An 18334-nucleotide genomic window follows, 5' to 3' on the forward strand; every position below is an offset into this window, starting at 1 on the left:
GCAGGAGAGGAGCAAAGGTTATGACGACAATCCATTCAGTGGACGCAATGGTTGATCATTTGATCCGTTTGGTTCGCATTCCCAGTCCAACAGGGTTGGCCGATGAGGCGGTTCAATATTTAAAGAATCAGCTCTCTCCCTATGAAGGGAAGCTGAAGATGGTGGAACCGGCAAAAGGAGGGCTTCTCGTTACGGTAAAGGGAGAAGATACGGCTGTCCATCGGTTTTTGACTGCCCATGTGGATACACTTGGCGGGATGGTAAAAGAAATCAAACCAAATGGTCGATTGCGCCTTACCAACATCGGCGGGTTTACCTGGCAATCTGTGGAAGGGAATTATTGTACCGTACATAGCCGTTCCGGCCGGAAAACCACAGGGACCATACTGGCAACCCACACATCTGTCCATGTCTATGGGGATGCCGGGAAACAGGAACGGAAAGAAGAAAATATGGAAGTCCGTCTGGATGCCAGAGTGAGACATGAGCAGGATGTGCAGGGACTGGGGATCGCCGTAGGGGATTTTGTCACGTTTGACCCACGGGTTCAGGAGACGGAAGCAGGCTTTATCAAAGGACGGCATATGGATGACAAAGCAAGTGCGGCCATCCTGCTGGAGTTGATTATTCAGATTATGGAGCAGGGGATGAAGCTGCCTCATACGACTCATTTCTGTTTCAGTACTTTGGAAGAAGTGGGCTTTGGGGCGAACTCCAACATTCCGGAACGCGTTCGGGAGTATTTGGCGGTAGATATGGGTGCGATTGGCAAGGGACAAAGCACAGATGAATTTTGCGTCTCGATCTGTGCCAAGGACTCCAGTGGTCCCTATCACCATGGATTGAGAAAAAAGTTAACAGAACTGGCGGAGAAAGAGAAATTAAACTATCAAGTGGACATCTATCCACGGTATAATTCTGATGCGAGTGCCGCGGTCCGGGCGGGCTATGATATCATCCACGGTTTGATTGGTCCTGGTGTGGATGCTTCCCATGCTTTTGAACGAACACACCGTGAAGCACTCAAAAATACCTATGCCCTGCTTTATTCTTATATCCAAACTCCTTCTCTCTGATTCATCCACTTCATCTGAGTGGGCGGTTTCCGCCCGCTCTTCCATTTTCTTCAAGGAGGTTTAATTATGGAAGGTTTAAAAGACGCACTGATGGAAGTGATGCAAAACGGATCGGAAGAGGAAAGGGAAATATTGCATCTGGCTATGAAAGCGATTCACCAAAAACGGGAACGAGGGAGTGCTTACCCCTCAGGATTTCTGGGCCTGTCGGGGGAATTTACAGGGGAGCGGACGTATCGTTTTCAAGTACCCATCACTGTCTATATGCTGAATCGGGGTGGGGTTGTACATGGCGGAATCATTGCCTCATTGGCTGATTCCACCATGGGTTCGCTGATTAATAAAAGTCTCTCCGAAGGAAAAGTGGCTGTAACAGCGGAAATGAAGGTAAACTATCTGGAGCCGGGAAGAGGAAAGGAATTGATTTCTGAGGCTCGGTTGATTCGGCTGGGGAATACATTGGCATTTGCCGATTGCCGTGTGGAAAATGACAGAGGAAAACGGATTGCTCATGCGACAGGTACCTTTGCGGTTATCTGAATTCCCGATACAAAATAAGTGGTGGTTTCGCCGCTTATTTTTTAAGAGTGAAGAATATCATAGACCGACTGACATTTATGGTTCCATAAATCAGAATTTTGAATGATCGATCATTCATTTTATGTAACGGAAATTGGAGGGGATGATGGTGAGTACATTAAAAATGCGCAATCCGGCCACTGCGGAACTGTTGGGGGAAGTGAAAGAAGCGACAAGGGAAGATGTTCAAAAGGCAATGACGGTTGCACAATCTGCACGTTCCATATGGGAAGGTGTATTGTTAAAAGAACGGTTGGGCTATATGAAACGGTTGCGGGAGAATATTGTGGATCAAGCAGATGAATTGGCAGATCATATTGCAAAGGATACAGGGAAAGTGAAACTGGAAGCCTTGATGTCGGATATCTATCCTACAGTTGGAATGATCCGATATTATGAGCGAAAAGCGGCGTCCATTCTGAAAACCAAGCGGGTTCCCACACCGATGATCCTGATGGGGAGGACATCCAGGGTTGAGTACCGCCCGATGGGGGTGGTCGCAGTGATCTCACCCTGGAACTATCCGTTCCAATTGTCCATGGTTCCCATTGTATCCGCTTTAATTGCCGGAAACGTTGTCCTTTATAAACCTTCAGAGATTTCCTCTTGGACCGGTAAAGTGATCGAGGGACTCTTCTCCTCTCTTGCATTGCCAAAGGGGGTGTTCCAAGTTTTGCAGGGAGGAAAGGATACAGGTCGTCATTTGGTTGATTCCCACCCGGATAAGATCTTCTTCACCGGAAGTGTCGCAACCGGAAAAAAAATCATGCAATCCGCATCGGAAGGATTGATCCCGGTGGAACTGGAACTGGGAGGCAAAGATCCAATGCTCGTCTTTGCTGATGCGGATTTGGACCGGGCGGTTAACGGTGCTCTTTGGGGGGGATATACCAATGCCGGACAAACCTGCATGGCAGTGGAACGGGTTTATGTGGAGTCCTCCATCTATGATGAGTTTGTCCGGAGAGTAAAAGAGAAAACGGAAACATTGCGCATGGGGTGGACGGATGAAGCAGATCTGGGGTCAATGACAAGTCTCCAACAGATAAACATTGTGGAGTCTCATTTGCGAGATGCCGTGGAGAAAGGGGCGCGCATTCTATGCGGCGGAAAGCGGATAAACCGAGAGACGCTCCATTTTCAACCCACGGTTTTGGTGAATGTGGATCACTCCATGCGAGTAATGCAAGAGGAAACCTTTGGGCCTGTGCTTCCAATCATGCCCTTTTCTTCAGAGGAGGAAGCGGTTGAACTGGCCAATGCAACACCATACGGGCTAAACGCCAGCATTTGGTCAACAGATATGCAAAAAGCGAACCGGATTGCAGCGAAAATGGACAGCGGAAATGTTTGTATCAACGATGTAATGGTCGGAGTTGCCAATCCCCATCTTCCTTATGGCGGAAACAAGGAGAGCGGGGTCGGTCGGTATCATGGTCCCGAAGGGCTTCTTACGTTTGTTCATCCTACTTCCGTGGTTACACATCCGGGTAAAAAGACGAGAGAGATGAACTGGTTTCCCTATTCCAAAGAACAATACGAGGCGGTTTTGTCCCTCATCCGACTCTTCTATGGGAGCAATCCGGTTCAGGGGCTGAAGGGATTGAAACAGATCGTCAAGGAGTTTTTTCGATCTGAATGAGAATCAAGGGAGTCTTCAGGGAATGGTCACCTATATCCTTTATACACAAAAAACGGTTCCTTTTTGGGAACCGTTTTTTTGTATACTGATGGGGTTAAATCAGTTCCAGCTTTTCTATACAGTCGATGGGAGAGTCTTGGTTGCTTCCGTCCGCAAGATACAGCAGGGCTGGGCCGTTCGGGCGGATCGGTTTTCCATCTTGGGCAAATTGGAGCACGGCGGAGGATGCTTCATCCAATGAAAGTTTCACTGTTTGACCATCCCGCTGGTGAATGACAACAGCTTTAGCGTCTTCTGTTGGCTTTGCATTTTCTAGAAAGGGTCCCAGCTCCATTCCCAGTCCATTGACACCTGCAAACCGTTCTTCCATCGAAAAGCGACGCTCATCAAAGATCCAGATGGAAGGGTCCAAGTTGATTTGATAGTTGGTTTTCCCCATAATAAGAATGACATTATTCATCATTAAATACGCTCCTGTTTATATCAATTTTTTCTCATTATACATGATGAGCGGTTCAGGAAACAAAATATAGGGGATAGAGCCATGCGAGGAGGTAAATGATGCAATCATTTTTGGAACAATTGGTGGAAAAGCACAAAACGGCAGCTCATGAGGGAAAATTGGCGGATTATATCCCGCAATTGACGGAGCAAAACCCTTTGGCTTTGGGTATTACGGTACGCACCTGCGATGGTGACGTTTATACTGCGGGTGATTGTCCGATCCAGTTTACACTGCAAAGCATTTCCAAGGTAATCACTTTAATCCTTGCTCTGATGGATCAAGGTGAGGATGAAGTATTTAAACGTGTTGGAATGGAACCGACCGGAAGTCCTTTCAACTCTATCTATGATCTGGAAGTAAAGTCTCCCGGAAAGCCGTTTAATCCGATGATCAATTCCGGTGCGTTGGTCGTCAGTTCTCTGATTCAAGGTTCCACGGTGGATGAACGGTTGGAACGGATTCTGGGTCTGGTTCGGGATATGGCTGAAAATCCGGAAATTGAAATTGACCAAGCCGTTTACCATTCCGAAGGGGTTACCGGATATCGAAACCGTTCCATGGGTTACTTTTTGAAAGAATTTGGAATTATTGAAGACGTGGAATCCACCTTGGAACTCTATTTTAAACAGTGTGCCATTTCTGTTACCTGTGATGACTTATCTAGGATGGGGTTGTGTTTGGCTCGAAACGGAAAGAATCAGGCGGGGGAACAGGTCATACCCCAGCCTCTCGCCCGACTGGTGAAAACCTTTATGGTTACTTGTGGAATGTACAATGCTTCCGGAGAATTTGCGATTTTAGTCGGAATCCCGGCCAAAAGCGGGGTTTCGGGTGGAATCATGGCCTCCGTTCCAGAACGGATGGGGATCGGGGTTTTTGGTCCGGCTCTCGATGAGAAAGGGAACAGTTATGCGGGAGTACGAATGCTAAGAGATCTTTCAAGGGAATGGAATTTAAGCATCTTCTGAAACCGACTGTAAGGGTGCGCTTTGCAAATGCAAGGGGGACGTGTTACACTAAGTCTGAGCGCATGTGGAACCGTTTGGGAACCGAATGGTTGAAATGGGGGGGTAAACCTTGACGATGCCGGCTCAAACCGACTTGACCCAGCGCGCCGAACAGCTGCTCAGGGAAGACGCAAAAAAAATCGAACAGCTGATAGCCGTTCAGTTGGAAAACCTTACAGCACCCAAGTGTCCATTGTATGAAGAGGTGTTGGATACCCAGATGTTCGGACTTTCCCGTGAAATTGATTTTGCCGTGCGTGCGGGGCTGATCGACCGGGCGCAGGGCAGGGAGATTATCAGCGACCTGGAACGGAAGTTGGCTGATCTGTACTCCCAAGTTCTTCCCTCCCCGAATTGGAAGCAGGGTTAGCGCTATATGAAGTGTCCATTTTCCATAGACAAAAAAGACGGAGACTCCTGGAAGGGGTCTTTTTTTGTTGTATTATAACCAATCATCTTCAAATGGGTGGATTCCTCGAATGTCATCCAGTAGGCGACGAAGAGCGGAAGAAAGATACCGTTCTTTCGGGTAGAGAAGAACGATGGGCAATTGGGTTTTAAGACCAGGAACCCGAAGTTGGCGTAGATCCTGATCAACGATTGGGTCAATACAGAACCGAGGAATCAGAGCGAGTCCCAGGCCTTCCCGAACCATACGCTTTACTTCTTCCAGGCTGGACAATTCGATGGAAGATTCCGGATGAATATTTTTTTCATGCAGGAGTTGATCAATCAGCCTACGCTCCGTTGCTTCAGGAACCAGAGAAATGATCGGCGTATCTTTTAGGCGGTCCAAGTGAAAATAGGACTCCTTGGCTGTAGGATGGTCTCGCGGAGCGATCAGGGTGAGCGTATCATAAAAAAGGACCTGACTATTCAATAGTTCTATGGGCTGGATCTGGTAGGTAATTCCCGCATCCAGCTGCCCTTCCAGCACGCCTTGTATGACTTGATCGCCGGGCAGTGTACGTACAGTCACCCGAAGTTGGGGACGGGTGTCCCGAAAGTAAGTCAGCAGACGGGGGAGGATGGTGATCGCAGCTCCCGAAGTTGCTCCGATAGTAAAATTCCCTTGCAGGAGCTCTTCCGTATCCTGGACGGCTTGTTTTCCTTCTTCCCAAAGCGTTGCCAACTGACGGGCGTAGGGAAGAAATGTTTTACCAGCAGCACTGAGGCGGACTCTCTGCCGAAGGAAAAGAGGGGCTCCGATTTCTTCTTCCAGAGAACGGATTTGGGCGCTGACAGCAGGTTGGGTCAACATAAGCGCTTCAGCGGCTTTCCGGAAACTGTTCTGTTTGGCAACTTCCAAAAAGGTGAGGATCTGTGTTGAGTTCATCGGCTCTCTCCCTTAATTGATAAGTAATATTTATCAACTTCATTATAATAATAAATTGGAATTTTCATAAGGGGGGAGGTATGATAAACACAAGGGAGGGAGAACGGATGAAAGTGATACCCGGTTTGGAAGGCATTGCAGTGGCCGAAACCGATTTGTCATTGGTGGATGGTCAAAAGGGTTTATTGCTTTATCGGGGGCATTTGGTAAAAAAGCTGGCTGTTTCCCACAGTTTTGAAGAGGTTGTCTATCTTTTGTGGATGGGACAACTTCCATCGGAAAAAGAAAGAGAAGACTTTCAGAGGTTGTTGTCGGAAAATCGTGCGTTACCGGAACATATATATAAGTTAATCATTCAGATTTCATCCAGGGCGGATTTAATGACGGTGTTGCGAACCGCAATCTCTGCCTTGCCGTTGACAAATGACTGGCCTCCCACGTTGGAGCAGGGAGCAAAGGTCTTGGCTGTGATTCCCACCATGATTTCCTGTTGGTACCATCAGGTTCAAGGAACGGATATCCCGGTGATCCGGCAGGATCTCAACCATACGGCCCATTATCTTTACCTGTTGAAAGGACAAGAGCCTTCTGAAGCGCATGTTCGCGCTTTGAATGCCTATCTGATTTTGACTGCTGAGCACGGAATGAACGCCTCTACCTTTGCCGCAAGAGTGGTAACGTCTACCCAGTCTGATCTCTTATCGGCATTGACGGCGGCGGTAGGAGCATTGAAAGGACCGTTACATGGTGGAGCTCCGTCGGAAGTGGAAGAAATGCTGGACGAGATTCGCTCCGCAGAAAGTGCCGAGTCGTGGATGCGGGCGCGATTGGAGTCTGGAGAACGACTGATGGGATTTGGCCATCGTGTATATAAAACGCAAGATCCACGGGCACAGGCTTTGCGGCAGATATCAGAGGAGCTGTCGGTAGAGGATGATTGGTTTCAACTAGCGCTGGAAACCGAACAGACGGCTCTTCGCCTGTTGGAGGAATACAAACCGGGACGCCGATTATATACCAATGTGGAGTTTTTTGCAGCAGCTGTCCTGCGCGCTGTTGGTCTGCCCAAAGCGTTGTATACGCCTACTTTTGCCTTGAGTCGAACTGCGGGATGGTGTGCTCATATTTTTGATCAAGCGGATCACAATCGAATTATTCGTCCTCAATCTCTCTATACTGGAACCATTCCGCAGGAAGACTGACCATTCTGTAAAAAACCGAGCGCTTTAGCTCGGTTTTTTGTGTTACTCAAATAGAGGAACCTTCACATTTCCCATATGTTCATCGATCAATATTTGCAGTTGACCGCGATGGTGGTAAAAGTGGGCGACAATCTGCACCAGCCATTCGCAACGTGTATATTGGACACCCCAGTATGAAGTGGTGGTTTCCATCAAATCATGGGGATCATAGTGAGCAATTTTCTCTTCTAGAAATTGAAAGCTGTCGTTTAACTGAAAGCGGATTTCCGCAAGTGTCTGTGGGTTGTTTTCTTTATAAAACAACATCATGTCTTCTTTTGACGCTTCGTTCATTATGAAATAATCGGCTTTACATAGCACAGAAATATGGGACAGCAACTCCCGGAGAGAGCGTTTGTCTGGAGAGGGACGGAGATCCAGTTCTTCTTCCTTTAACTGATCGATGATGTTTATCAGAGACTGTACAGCGATTTCAATCTGGTGAATGACGGCTTTGGTATACAAAACGAGGCACAACCTTTCTTTAGATCACACAAAGTTTTCTTTTTACAGAGTAATCTTTACTCTTTCAAAATACAAGAAAAGGAGAAGGATATATACAATTGGGATTTTAGAAGGGATGGGACCTCGTTCAACGGCTCCTTTTATCGAATCGAGCGAGTATCCGTATGGTGCATCATGTGAAGATACTCCGCTCCAAAGAAGCCATTAGACGATGATAAAATGGTGGAAGTTCTTAAAAGATCTTCTTAGACTAAGAAAAAGGCAGTACCGAGAATGATGTAAACAATCAGGAGCAGAATGCCTTCAAACCAGTTGGTTGAACCGTCACGGGAGATGGATTTGGCAATAAAGGCAGAGACTGCAATGGCCACCATCTCCGGACCAGTAAATACCAGGTTCATTGGTTTTTGAAATAAAAGGCTGATAAAGACCAGAAAGGGGGCGACAAACAAGGCAATCTGGAGGCTACTGCCTATGGCGATTTCAACAGCAGCACCGATGCGGTTTTTCATGGCCAGGAAGATGGCAGCACTGTGTTCCGCAGCATTTCCAATGACCGCGATCAGAAAAGCCCCAACAAACAGTTCCGACCAGCCGAGCGAATGAGCGACCACCTCAATGCTTTCCACCAGCCACTCGCTTTGAACAGCGACAAAAACGGTAGATAAAAGAAGAAGGAAGACAGATACATTGCGGGACCATGAGGGTTGTTCTCCGGAGATGGGAGGAGTGCCCAGTGCATCCTTTTCTGCTTGTTTCGCAACAGGTTCCTGGTTTCCGGGATGTGCCAACTCTTCTTTGTGGGTAATCATGGAGAAGATTAACCATAGGAGATAACCAGCAATCAGGAGAGCGGAGATGATCAGGCTGAGAGTTTCCAATTCGCCAGATGGAAGATATGTGGAAAAAGAAGCAGGAATAAACAGCGCAATGACGGCTAGCAGCATTAAAGAGGCATTGTGCCCAGCCAGCATAGTGTTAAAGGATTGCACTTTGAATTTCACGCCTCCAGCGACAAGGCTTAAACCCAGTACCAAGAGAAGATTACCGATGATCGATCCAGTGATGCTGGCTTTCACCATATCCAGTAACCCTTCCCGGATAAGAAATACAGCAATGATCAGTTCGGCGGCATTGCCAAAGGTGGCATTTAAAAAACCCCCCAACCGTTCTCCGGCATAGTGAGCTACATTTTCCGTCGCTTTTCCAAGAAGGGCTGCCCATAAAAGAAGGGATAGAGAAGCGAATATAAAGCGGAATGTTTCATTGAACCCAAACCAGTGGACGAGACCGCTCAATAAAGTAGCAATGATTAATAATGGATAAAACCAACGGGCATTCATTTTTCTCACTCCTTTTCTCCATTAGGGACTAGGCTTTCCAAAATTGGAGAGAAACATTGTTGAAAGAATTTTTGAGGTATTTCCATCATATCCTGCTAACAATGGATACGATCTGCTTTGACGGGTGAAAACATATATCCGAGCGGTTGGGAGTATGGTTTTTCCATGATATAATATTGACAGAATCGTTTGGGACGCTTGATATGATTGGCTACATATGTTTACAGTCGGGAGGTATGGATATGGAGAACGGATCAGATGGTTTCATACGTATTGCTGATGATGTTGTGGCTGTAATTGCAGGTTTGGCCGCCTCCAAAACCCAAGGGGTGGCAGGTATGTCCGGTGGGATCACAGAAGGCTGGGCCAAGCGGGTGAGCGGAAAAAATGTTACCCGTGGAGTGTCTGTTGAAGTGGGACAGGTGGAAGCAGCCATCGATCTTCGGGTCATTGTAGACTATGGAGTGAAAATTAACGAAGTTGCCCAATCACTGCAGGAAAACGTCAAAGAGACAGTGGAAAACATGACGGGTCTTTCTGTGGTGGAAGTGAATGTGAAGGTAGAAGGGGTTGACTTTAAGGAAGAGAATTTGAACGAAGAAAAGAGTGTGAAGTAACGGTCACAAAAAGAGAGTCGGCATCAGCCGGCTCTCTTTTTAGAGATTAGTTGGATAGATGATCGATTACGTGTTGGATGGCATGTTGAACGTCTTCCTTGAATTCCTCCGGAATCTCATCTTCCTTTTCAAGACCATGTGGAAAGATGTGACGAAGAAAAACAGGATCTTCTAGCCGAACAACCGCTTTGGAATCCTCCAAACGTCCTTGGACGACATGGGCTTGAATACGAAGATAATAATTGTTTGTCTCTCCTGATAACTTCATATCAAAGCTGGCTTTGGAGTAATCCCAAGCTCCTCCGCGAACAAAGCCCGCTTCAAACATTACTCGCTCCACTTCACCGAAGGGTTTGGTAATATCTTTCAGTCCTGTCTCGTCGAGCATTGATGCTCCTCCTTTTCCAGTCTCGAACTATCGGCCCGTCCTCATCATGATAGTATGTCTTGCTCTATTGCGCAATATGGGGAGGGTGACGTTTCTTTCACGTTTTGATTGGTCAATCCATTTTAAAATGCAGTTTGCCAGATCTGTTGGCTGGAATCTGACCTTTTTTGAAAGGGAATAACGGGAACCTGTCAGATGCCTGAAACAATCACTATTGGTCTGATTCATTATATACGTTATACTGATCTCGTAGAAAAAAGAAGGTGAGTCTTAGTGAAGAAAGATTCCTTAAAAAGTGAGATAGAAGCTGTGTACCCTCGAATGGTGGAGCTTCGACGCCAATTTCACCAATTTCCTGAATTATCCTTCAAGGAAGAAAAAACGTCAATGCAGGTCGCTTCCATCCTGAAGGATCTGGGGTTGGATGTTCGGACTGGAGTGGGAGGAAATGGAGTGGTTGCGATCTTGGAAGGTACCCTTCCTGGTCGTACTGTTGCGCTTCGAGCGGATATGGATGCACTGCCCATTCAGGATGAAAAGACTTGTGACTATCGGTCCCAGGTGGATGGTGTGATGCACGCCTGTGGTCATGATGCCCATATGGCTTCACTGTTGGGAGTCGCTCAGATTCTTCAACAAAGAAAGGAAGAAATCCGGGGACGGATTGTGTTTCTGTTTCAACATGCAGAGGAACAGATTCCGGGAGGGGCAGCCCAAATGATCCGTGCCGGTGCATTGGACGGAGTGGATGCTGTTTATGGAGTTCATCTGTGGACTCCATTGCCCCGTGGTGTTGTCGGGATTCGGGAAGGTACCCTGATGGCCGCTGCGGATTCCTTTCAGATTCAGGTGACCGGAAAAGGAGGACATGGTGGTCTTCCCCATCAAGCAGTAGACGCTGTGGTGACTGCATCTCATCTGGTGGTAAACTTGCAAACCATTGTAAGCCGTCAACTGGACCCGTTGAAATCCGGGGTGATTTCCGTTGGCAAACTGCAAGGTGGGGAGAGCTTTAATGTGATCGCTGAATCTGCTGTTTTGACTGGAACGGTTCGTACATTTGATCCGGAGATTCGCTCAGATATTCAGCGACAGATCGGAAAAGTTGCTGAACAGACCTGTCAGATGTTTGGTGCCCAATGTGATTATCGTTACCAGTGGGGATATCCGGCAGTGGTGAACCATCCGGCAGAAGCCTGTCAAGTGGCTGAGGTTGCCCGCTGGATGCTTGGTAAGGATCAAGTGTGGGAGATTTCGCCGATGATGGCGGGTGAGGATTTTGCTTACTATCTCCAGGAACGGCCGGGGGCTTTTTGTTTTGTGGGGGCAGGAAATGAGCAGAAAGACTTTGTTTATCCCCATCATCATCCCCGATTTGATCTGGATGAAGAAGCGATGAAAATATCTGCTGAACTGATGATTCATACTGCTCTAGCGGCTCTTAAATAATGGATGTCATCAAAGAAACCGTTGCCGATCGGCAACGGTTTCTTTGTTTTAAGCGGCCACATCCCGTTTGTTGAATACAATCCAGGAGATAATGTTAAAGATAACAAAGTAGACCGCAAGAACGGTAATGGAGAATGAGAGGGTCATTCCTTCCATCAGAGGGGCACCTTCTAAATAGAGACTTAAATTGGTATTGGCAAAAAGAGTATATTTGACCCATTCCACCTTTTGAATAGCGAGAAATGACACGACTGTGTTTCCTGAAAACATCAGGAAGATAGCTAACCCGATGGCCAGGGAGCTGCTTCGAAAGACAGTGGAAATCATAAAGGCGAAGGTGACCATCATCAACAGATCAACGCTTTGTAGGCCATACATGCCGAAGATGTGAAGAATCCGGTTTTTCTCAATGACGTTTCCATCCTCCACCATCAGGTGTGGGCTGTCCCAGCCGCTCACACCGAAGAAGACAGAGCCGACCAACATGCTGAAGAGGAACAGACAGCCCAGCATCGCCAAAGCGAACAGCAAGGTGGACAGGTATTTGGAAAGCAAAATCTTGGAACGGCTGGCAGAACGGATTAAAAGCAGTTTAATCGTTCCCCAGGAAAATTCTCCAGCAACGCTGGTTCCGCCAACAATAATGGTAAACAGGATGATCAGTGAAGACAGATAAACAGAATCATATATAAAACCCCACAGGGTTTCTTTATCTGGAGCGATGGAGTGGTCAATTCTGTATTGCTTGATCTTGATTTCCTCTTCCACTTGTTTCCTTATGTTAGGGGCAAGAGCATCATTTTGCAACATTTTTTGATCCTGTTGAATCTGCTTTTGTAGATCTTCTTTCCATTGATCCTTTTCCTGATCTCCGTATATATTGTTAAAGACTAAACCGGATACAACAGTTGCCAGCAGCAACAACCCGATCATGACCCATGTCCCGACCCGTCGAAAGATTTTCATGTTTTCGTTTTGTACCAAACGGATAAAATTAAACAATTTGCTCCCCTCCAGTCAGCTCCAGGAATTGATCTTCCAATGTTCGTGCAGCGGTTTGTATGGAGAAAACCTTGATGCCCGTTTCTACCAATCGTGCATTGATATGAGGAATCTCTTCTCTTGCAACCGTTATTTGAAATCCTTCCGATGTCATTTTTAACGGATGATCGGAGAAGTGTTGTTGCATGTATTCCTGGGCCTCGGCTACCGGTTCCACCGCAAATGTCACCGTTTGTTGTTTCTGTTCGCCACCCACAAATTCCCGTACATTTTTGACATCGATCAGTTTTCCGTTTTGAATGACACCAATGCGATCACACATCAGTTCCATTTCCGACAGAATATGGCTGGAAACCAGCACAGCAATGTTTTCCTCACGGGACAGCGTACGGAGATGGTCGCGAAATTCTCGGATTCCGGCAGGGTCCAGCCCGTTGGTCGGTTCGTCCAATATCAACAAGGATGGAGAATGAAGCAAAGCTTGAGCCAAACCCAACCGTTGGCGCATTCCTAGGGAATATGTTTTCACCTTGTGATGGATACGGTTTTTCAGTCCAACGAGTTTCACCACTTCATCGATGCGACGTTTGGAAACTCCACGGGTCATCCGCCAGTAGTGAAGAAGGTTTTGGTATCCGGTGAGAAATTTGTACATTTCCGGATTTTCCACAATACCGCCGACACAGGAAATTGCTTTTTCAAAGTTTTGTTTCAGATTGATTCCGTTAATGATCACATTGCCTTTCGAGATGGAAATCAACCCGACGATCATTCGAATGGTGGTCGTTTTTCCGGCCCCATTGGGTCCCAGGAATCCAAAGACTTCTCCGGGATAAATGTTCAGGGATAGGTTGTCTACAATGTTCTTTTGACCGATTGTTTTGGTTAAACCCTGGATTTCTAAAACCGGTTGTTTCTCCATTGTTATGCCTCCTTCGATTGGTTGGCGTTGTCTGAGTAAATTGAAGTCATCCATTCTACCAGGCTTACTCCCTCATTGAGACGGAGCTCATCCAATTCCACCACCTTCACGATTTTCCCATTTCGGATGGCGACAACTCGATCCAAAAGCGCTTCCACTTCATTGATTTCATGTGTGGTGATGACCACAGTCTGCTTTTCCAGATCGACAAACGAGATCAGTCCTTTGATAATGGAGTTGCGGACGATAGGATCTAATCCGGAGAGTGGTTCATCCATCAGAATGTAGGGAGCATCACGAGCCAGCGTAACCACCAATTTCACACGACCCCGGTTTCCTTTGGAAAGGTTTTTCACTTTTGCTTGGGGGTCCAATTGCATAAAATCCATCATTTCCCTTGCCCGTTCCCGGTTGAAGTCTGCAAACTGGGTTTCGTAAAAGTCCACCGTTTGTTGGACCGTAAAGAAAGGGTAGTAGGTTTCCAATTCCGATAAATACGCGACTTTGCGGGCGATTCGGCGGTGACTGGGCTCTTCATCCACCAATACCCTTCCTTTGCTGGGGCGTACGAGGCCGGCGATCAATTTGAGCAGGGTGGATTTCCCGCTCCCGTTTTCCCCGATCACTCCGATAATCTCTCCCTGAGGGAGTTCCAGGTCAATTCCCTCTAAAGCGGTTTTGGTGAGGTACTTTTTGGTTACCTGTTCAAACCGAATCACGATTGTTCCCTCCCTCTTCCTGTTCGATCAAGTACTCTTTCAGTCCGGAGAGGATTTCCTGGGGGGAAAATCCCATCTCCCCCATCGCCTGGACAAACGTACGGATTTGCTGTTGACGAAGGTCTTCCCGCAGTTGTTCCAATCGGGATTCATCCTGTGTGATGAACGTTCCCTGACCTCTTCTGGTTTCCACGATTCCCATCCTCTCCAATTCGCTGTAGGTTCGTTGCACCGTATTGGGATTCACATTGGATGCTACGGCCATTTCCCGCACGGAAGGAAGTTTTTCCCCAGGGGTCAGTTCCTGTCGCAGGATTCGTCGCTGGATCCGGTCAGCCAATTGGAGGTAAATCGGGCTGGATGTTTGAAAATCATCCTTCATCCGCTACACCTCCGTTTTTCTTTCTAATAACCAAGTAGCAAGAAGGAAAGAAAGGACTACGGTCGTTAGATGGAACACCCAGGATGTCCAATAGAGATTGATGGTGAAGCTCCAACCGTTTTCATTTTGTATATGACTCTGAGTGGTTACCACATTGGTAAGAAAATTGAAAATGACAAAGTAGAAAACAAAAACCAATCCACTCCATTTTCCAATGTGGCTTTTTAATCCCTGCTGAATCATCCAGACGACCATCAACAAAAACCCGAAACTGAGTGATGAGAGAAGGATGATTCCAATGGTTTGCGTGATATCTTCCCATATTTTTGGGAGGAATCCTTCCTGGAACAAGTACCATACCGGATAGAAACAACCGATACTGAAAGAGAGAATGGTTGCCGATAAAGCAGCCAGAATTTTGGACGCCAGCAATTTCCAAGCGGGTTGAGAGCTGTGGAGCCATTGATGCAGCTGTTTACTTTCCTGCTCCAGGTTGCTGAGAAGGAAGATAGAAAAGTAGAAGTAGTGAACAAGTATGGTAAAAAAGAAGATTCCTTTTTTTAAATCGGGATTCTCCACGAACCATATGGAAGTGAGATCAATTCCTATAAGAATCGATAATCCTGTCAACAGCCAGGGGGCTCCCATCCGAAAATCCTTTTGAAACAATGCCCACCAACCGCCCATGTTTACACCTCCAATTTTCGTTCAAGAATCCATACAGAGAGAAAGAAAAAGGATGTCCCCAACAGCAAATCATGGAGTAATTCTCCCATGTACATTGTTAAATTGTCAGGAAGTGTCACAATGGCTCCCCATTGAGTCAGCGTTTCATAGGTTGGGCTTAAGGCCCATTGGGCGGACAGATACAGAAAAGCCAGTCCTACAACAGAAAGGACTACCCAGCTCCATTTGCCAAAAAAGGGACGAAGCCAATGAAAGATTGACCAGAGGATCAGTCCCCAAAGGGCAAGGTCCAATGAAAACCAGACAGTGGAAAGCAGAAACTGCCCGATCGTAACCAGATTCAGCTGTTTCTCCAACAGGTTTATATCAAGATCTAGCGATACAAGCAGATAGACTGGGTATATTCCACTGATTATCAAGGATAGGAGCATAAGGGGAATTCCAAGCACCAGTTTGGATAACAATAATTTCCACATACCGTGCGGGTTATGTAACCATTGGTGCATCTGTTTTCCTTCCAACCACAGGCTGATCATTAAGTAGATCGGCAGATAAAGGATATGGGCAAGAATAGGCATAAGGCTTAATCCAAAGCGACCCGATGCTTTGCTGGTCATCCAGACAGCCCAAAGATCTGCCATCAGGATTAGGGCGAATCCTCCTAACACCCAGGGGAGAGCCAGTTGGAAGTCCTTTTTCAGCAAACCTCGCCATGTGCTCACAATCGCTTCCCCTTTCACAGTTGCGTCTTTGTGTATTAGATACATAATACACTGGTGATCTAGGTAGATAGTACACTAATTCAATGGGAGTGTCAACGATTTTTTATGGATTTTTATAAGGAGACAGTGGAAAGCTAGAAAAAATGGAGGGTGAATTGATGGAAAGCTATTTTGAAGTGTTTTACCAGACCGTATTCGCCTTTGCGACCATTTTGATACTGGCTCGTTTGCTGGGGAAACAACAGCTTTCAGAGATGACATACTTTGAGTATATCAATGGGATCACATTTGGTTCCATTGCGGGAAACATGGCGACAGATATGGATGGAAATACCCTGCAGCACTTTTTTGGCGTGGTTTTGTTTGGTTTATTAACTTTTTCAATGTCTTATCTATCCCTGAAAAATCGCAAGGCAAGAAGGTGGTTGGAAGGAGATCCGGTGGTGATGATCTCCAGGGGAAAGATCATAGAGAAAAATCTGCGTAAAACGCGTTTCAATGTGGATGAGTTAATGGAAACGCTACGAAAAAAGGACATTTTTGATATTTCCAAGGTGCAATATGCCGTGCTTGAAAACGATGGAGATCTATCGGTGATGTTAAAACCGGAGGAAGAGCCGCTCACTCCAAAAAATTCCCTGACCCCCCCTTCCGAAAAACCCCATCTTCCAATGGAACTGGTGGTGGAGGGGCAAATCATTTATGACAATCTCAGAAAAGTGGGGAAGAGTGCAAAATGGTTGTTGGAGGAAGTGCGAAAAACAGCGTCTATAAGTTCAGTCAAAGATGTTTTTTATGCAGCGTTGCAATCAGATGGCACCCTGTATGTGGATAAGTATCAAAAATGAAGGCTTGAGTTACGAAGGAGATTCTTCTCTTATTTGATGCGTATGGATTTTTTTTGAATGGAGACCATAACCAAGGAAAAGGAGGGAATAGGTATGAGCCAATTACGTGAGATTATGACAAAGAGTGTGGCTTCTGTTTCTCCGGAAGACAATGTATACCGGGCCGCGTCTTTAATGAAACAACATAATATCGGGGTCATTCCGGTAGTGGAAAATGGCCAGGTCCGGGGGATGGTGACCGATCGGGATTTGGTACTTCGAGCTCTTGCTGAGCAAAGGAATGAAGAGGTGACGGTCCGGGAAGTTATGTCCAACGACATTGTCACCGGAACCCCTGACATGTCGGTGGATGAAGCCTCTCAAATCATGGCTAAAAACCAGATTCGCCGATTGCCGGTGGTAGAAAACAATCAACTGGTCGGAATTGTCTCTTTGGGGGATTTGGCTGTTCGCCAACCTTTTGCCAATGAAGCAGGTCAGGCACTCAGCAATATCTCAGAGCCCAGCTCCCCTCAAATGTAGATCCGATGTTTCGAAAAAGCCTGCCCCGTTATTCTTGAAGGCAGGCTTTTTCCTTGATACAACATCAGATTTTGACTTGGATTCAGCACCCCCCTTCCCACTGGATGAAGAGGTCAAGGCGGATCGATGTGCAATTTCTCTATCAAACTTGGAATCATTGCTGGGATTGTTTCATTCAGTCAGAGGTGACGTAGGATGTTGCTATACATCGTTAAGGTGACGTTTTTGTTTTCTGCTGCGATTGCTGCCCTGCGGCTGATGGGGAAGTCTACCATGGCCCAAGTGACCCCTTACGATTTAATGGCCATTGTTGTCATTGCAGCCTTGGCGACTCATCCCGTTTTGGTGGAAGATTGGTTTCAAGCCATTCTGGGAATGGTTCTGGTGACCTTGCTTCATATTCTGTTTGCCAAGTTAACACTTTATCGGAAAACCAATCAATGGATTTTGGGAGAGCCTACGATTTTAGTGAAACACGGCAAGATTATCCGTGATAACCTCGCTCGATGTGAAATTTCCATTTCGGAGCTGTTGTCTACCATTCGTTCAGAGGGGTTTCCAGATTTACGCTATGTTCAATATGCCATTATGGAACCCACCGGTGACATCAGTGTCCTTCCAAAGGATGACTTGTATCCTGTCACCCCTAAAGATCTAAACCTTTCCACTCCTTATCGTGGGCTGGCTTTATCTCTTGTCGTGGACGGGGTGATTCAGAAAGAAAATCTGAAACAGATTGATAAAGATGTCGCTTGGTTGAAGCAAACGTTGAAAAAACAGGGGTTTTCGGATGTGAGTCAGATTCTTTATGCAGCAAAACGGGAGAATGAAGATGAAATCTATGTGGATATGGGTAAAGGCGGATCTGCAAGAAATGACTAA

The 18334-nt window shown here is 46.5% G+C and carries 22 protein-coding genes; 11 read left to right on the forward strand and 11 right to left on the reverse strand.

The annotated features are described in order from the left end of the window. The first annotated feature begins 20 nt into the window (after positions 1–20). The 3 genes from FN782_RS07580 to FN782_RS07590 all read left to right on the forward strand — a co-directional run bounded on the left by FN782_RS07580 (position 21) and on the right by FN782_RS07590 (position 3297). Positions 21–1076 (forward strand): M42 family metallopeptidase, encoded by a 1056-nt coding sequence (locus tag FN782_RS07580; RefSeq protein WP_142505180.1) that lies wholly within the window; start codon positions 21–23, stop codon positions 1074–1076. A 66-nt stretch (positions 1077–1142) separates the two neighbouring features. Then, complete coding sequence (locus tag FN782_RS07585) at positions 1143–1616, forward strand: PaaI family thioesterase (RefSeq protein ID WP_142505181.1); 474 nt, start codon at positions 1143–1145, stop codon at positions 1614–1616. Between the two features lie 145 nt (positions 1617–1761). Then, complete coding sequence (locus tag FN782_RS07590) at positions 1762–3297, forward strand: aldehyde dehydrogenase family protein (protein WP_425462693.1); 1536 nt, start codon at positions 1762–1764, stop codon at positions 3295–3297. A 94-nt stretch (positions 3298–3391) separates the two neighbouring features. On the opposite strand, the gene FN782_RS07595 is transcribed toward FN782_RS07590, so the two are convergent. Beyond that, a complete protein-coding gene (locus FN782_RS07595) occupies positions 3392–3760 on the reverse strand; it encodes a molybdopterin-binding protein (protein ID WP_142505183.1) in 369 nt (122 codons plus the stop codon). Positions 3761–3858: 98 nt separating this feature from the next. Here FN782_RS07595 and glsA point away from each other — a divergent pair, with 98 nt between their 5' ends. Together glsA and FN782_RS07605 are read left to right on the forward strand one after the other, a co-directional pair. Continuing rightward, on the forward strand, positions 3859–4770 hold the full coding sequence (gene glsA, locus FN782_RS07600) for a glutaminase A (protein WP_142505184.1): 912 nt from the start codon (positions 3859–3861) through the stop codon (positions 4768–4770). A gap of 115 nt (positions 4771–4885) precedes the next feature. Continuing rightward, a complete protein-coding gene (locus tag FN782_RS07605) occupies positions 4886–5179 on the forward strand; it encodes an Fpa/YlaN family protein (RefSeq protein WP_142505328.1) in 294 nt (97 codons plus the stop codon). A 72-nt stretch (positions 5180–5251) separates the two neighbouring features. Here FN782_RS07605 and FN782_RS07610 read toward each other — a convergent pair whose 3' ends face one another. Further along, the gene (locus FN782_RS07610) at positions 5252–6145 is read right to left on the reverse strand and encodes a LysR family transcriptional regulator (protein ID WP_142505185.1); all 894 of its coding nucleotides are present in this window, start codon (positions 6143–6145) and stop codon (positions 5252–5254) included. Between the two features lie 107 nt (positions 6146–6252). Here FN782_RS07610 and FN782_RS07615 point away from each other — a divergent pair, with 107 nt between their 5' ends. Continuing rightward, the gene (locus FN782_RS07615; RefSeq protein WP_142505186.1) at positions 6253–7347 is read left to right on the forward strand and encodes a citrate synthase/methylcitrate synthase; all 1095 of its coding nucleotides are present in this window, start codon (positions 6253–6255) and stop codon (positions 7345–7347) included. A 42-nt stretch (positions 7348–7389) separates the two neighbouring features. Here FN782_RS07615 and FN782_RS07620 read toward each other — a convergent pair whose 3' ends face one another. Together FN782_RS07620 and cax are read right to left on the reverse strand one after the other, a co-directional pair. Continuing rightward, positions 7390–7851 (reverse strand): DinB family protein, encoded by a 462-nt coding sequence (locus tag FN782_RS07620; protein ID WP_185956129.1) that lies wholly within the window; start codon positions 7849–7851, stop codon positions 7390–7392. Positions 7852–8096: 245 nt separating this feature from the next. Continuing rightward, positions 8097–9194: a calcium/proton exchanger gene (cax, locus tag FN782_RS07625; protein ID WP_142505188.1), complete on the reverse strand. Its 1098-nt coding sequence runs from the start codon at positions 9192–9194 to the stop codon at positions 8097–8099. A 242-nt stretch (positions 9195–9436) separates the two neighbouring features. Here cax and FN782_RS07630 point away from each other — a divergent pair, with 242 nt between their 5' ends. Continuing rightward, complete coding sequence (locus FN782_RS07630; RefSeq protein ID WP_142505189.1) at positions 9437–9811, forward strand: Asp23/Gls24 family envelope stress response protein; 375 nt, start codon at positions 9437–9439, stop codon at positions 9809–9811. 46 nt (positions 9812–9857) lie between these two features. Here FN782_RS07630 and FN782_RS07635 read toward each other — a convergent pair whose 3' ends face one another. After that, positions 9858–10199 (reverse strand): YugN family protein, encoded by a 342-nt coding sequence (locus FN782_RS07635; RefSeq protein ID WP_142505190.1) that lies wholly within the window; start codon positions 10197–10199, stop codon positions 9858–9860. 273 nt (positions 10200–10472) lie between these two features. Between FN782_RS07635 and FN782_RS07640 the strand changes: the two genes are divergently transcribed. Beyond that, positions 10473–11648, forward strand: coding sequence for a M20 metallopeptidase family protein (locus tag FN782_RS07640; protein ID WP_342778371.1), 1176 nt, complete (start codon positions 10473–10475; stop codon positions 11646–11648). Between the two features lie 48 nt (positions 11649–11696). On the opposite strand, the gene FN782_RS07645 is transcribed toward FN782_RS07640, so the two are convergent. The 6 genes from FN782_RS07645 to FN782_RS07670 are packed head-to-tail and all read right to left on the reverse strand — an operon-like array spanning position 11697 to position 16082. After that, positions 11697–12650 (reverse strand): ABC transporter permease, encoded by a 954-nt coding sequence (locus FN782_RS07645; RefSeq protein ID WP_142505191.1) that lies wholly within the window; start codon positions 12648–12650, stop codon positions 11697–11699. Beyond that, a complete protein-coding gene (locus FN782_RS07650) occupies positions 12643–13572 on the reverse strand; it encodes an ABC transporter ATP-binding protein (RefSeq protein WP_142505192.1) in 930 nt (309 codons plus the stop codon). Before FN782_RS07650 ends, FN782_RS07645 begins: the two co-directional genes overlap by 8 nt. 2 nt (positions 13573–13574) lie before the next feature. After that, on the reverse strand, positions 13575–14291 hold the full coding sequence (locus tag FN782_RS07655; RefSeq protein ID WP_142505193.1) for an ABC transporter ATP-binding protein: 717 nt from the start codon (positions 14289–14291) through the stop codon (positions 13575–13577). Continuing rightward, the gene (locus FN782_RS07660) at positions 14278–14673 is read right to left on the reverse strand and encodes a GntR family transcriptional regulator (RefSeq protein WP_142505194.1); all 396 of its coding nucleotides are present in this window, start codon (positions 14671–14673) and stop codon (positions 14278–14280) included. Before FN782_RS07660 ends, FN782_RS07655 begins: the two co-directional genes overlap by 14 nt. A 3-nt stretch (positions 14674–14676) precedes the next feature. Next, positions 14677–15360 (reverse strand): hypothetical protein, encoded by a 684-nt coding sequence (locus FN782_RS07665; protein ID WP_142505195.1) that lies wholly within the window; start codon positions 15358–15360, stop codon positions 14677–14679. Between the two features lie 2 nt (positions 15361–15362). Beyond that, entirely contained in the window at positions 15363–16082 is a 720-nt protein-coding gene (locus tag FN782_RS07670) for a hypothetical protein (RefSeq protein WP_142505196.1), read from the reverse strand. A gap of 158 nt (positions 16083–16240) precedes the next feature. On the opposite strand from FN782_RS07670, the gene FN782_RS07675 reads away from it, so the two are divergent. From FN782_RS07675 to FN782_RS07685, 3 genes are all read left to right on the forward strand, one after another. Continuing rightward, positions 16241–16930, forward strand: a complete 690-nt coding sequence (locus FN782_RS07675) for a DUF421 domain-containing protein (RefSeq protein ID WP_185956130.1) — start codon at positions 16241–16243, stop codon at positions 16928–16930. A 93-nt stretch (positions 16931–17023) separates the two neighbouring features. Further along, entirely contained in the window at positions 17024–17452 is a 429-nt protein-coding gene (locus tag FN782_RS07680; RefSeq protein ID WP_142505198.1) for a CBS domain-containing protein, read from the forward strand. A gap of 195 nt (positions 17453–17647) precedes the next feature. Next, positions 17648–18334, forward strand: a complete 687-nt coding sequence (locus FN782_RS07685) for a DUF421 domain-containing protein (protein WP_142505199.1) — start codon at positions 17648–17650, stop codon at positions 18332–18334.

This window comes from Melghirimyces algeriensis, from assembly GCF_900182565.1.
Lineage (GTDB): Bacteria > Bacillota > Bacilli > Thermoactinomycetales > DSM-45169 > Melghirimyces > Melghirimyces algeriensis.

Coding starts and splice junctions, on each gene's coding strand:
- FN782_RS07580 (WP_142505180.1), top strand. CDS start 21: ATGACGACAATCCATTCAGTGGACGCAATGGTTGATCATTTGATCCGT.
- FN782_RS07585 (WP_142505181.1), top strand. CDS start 1,143: ATGGAAGGTTTAAAAGACGCACTGATGGAAGTGATGCAAAACGGATCG.
- FN782_RS07590 (WP_425462693.1), top strand. CDS start 1,762: ATGGTGAGTACATTAAAAATGCGCAATCCGGCCACTGCGGAACTGTTG.
- FN782_RS07595 (WP_142505183.1), bottom strand. CDS start 3,760: ATGATGAATAATGTCATTCTTATTATGGGGAAAACCAACTATCAAATC.
- glsA (WP_142505184.1), top strand. CDS start 3,859: ATGCAATCATTTTTGGAACAATTGGTGGAAAAGCACAAAACGGCAGCT.
- FN782_RS07605 (WP_142505328.1), top strand. CDS start 4,886: ATGCCGGCTCAAACCGACTTGACCCAGCGCGCCGAACAGCTGCTCAGG.
- FN782_RS07610 (WP_142505185.1), bottom strand. CDS start 6,145: ATGAACTCAACACAGATCCTCACCTTTTTGGAAGTTGCCAAACAGAAC.
- FN782_RS07615 (WP_142505186.1), top strand. CDS start 6,253: ATGAAAGTGATACCCGGTTTGGAAGGCATTGCAGTGGCCGAAACCGAT.
- cax (WP_142505188.1), bottom strand. CDS start 9,194: ATGAATGCCCGTTGGTTTTATCCATTATTAATCATTGCTACTTTATTG.
- FN782_RS07630 (WP_142505189.1), top strand. CDS start 9,437: ATGGAGAACGGATCAGATGGTTTCATACGTATTGCTGATGATGTTGTG.
- FN782_RS07635 (WP_142505190.1), bottom strand. CDS start 10,199: ATGCTCGACGAGACAGGACTGAAAGATATTACCAAACCCTTCGGTGAA.
- FN782_RS07650 (WP_142505192.1), bottom strand. CDS start 13,572: ATGGAGAAACAACCGGTTTTAGAAATCCAGGGTTTAACCAAAACAATC.
- FN782_RS07660 (WP_142505194.1), bottom strand. CDS start 14,673: ATGAAGGATGATTTTCAAACATCCAGCCCGATTTACCTCCAATTGGCT.
- FN782_RS07665 (WP_142505195.1), bottom strand. CDS start 15,360: ATGGGCGGTTGGTGGGCATTGTTTCAAAAGGATTTTCGGATGGGAGCC.
- FN782_RS07675 (WP_185956130.1), top strand. CDS start 16,241: ATGGAAAGCTATTTTGAAGTGTTTTACCAGACCGTATTCGCCTTTGCG.
- FN782_RS07680 (WP_142505198.1), top strand. CDS start 17,024: ATGAGCCAATTACGTGAGATTATGACAAAGAGTGTGGCTTCTGTTTCT.
- FN782_RS07685 (WP_142505199.1), top strand. CDS start 17,648: ATGTTGCTATACATCGTTAAGGTGACGTTTTTGTTTTCTGCTGCGATT.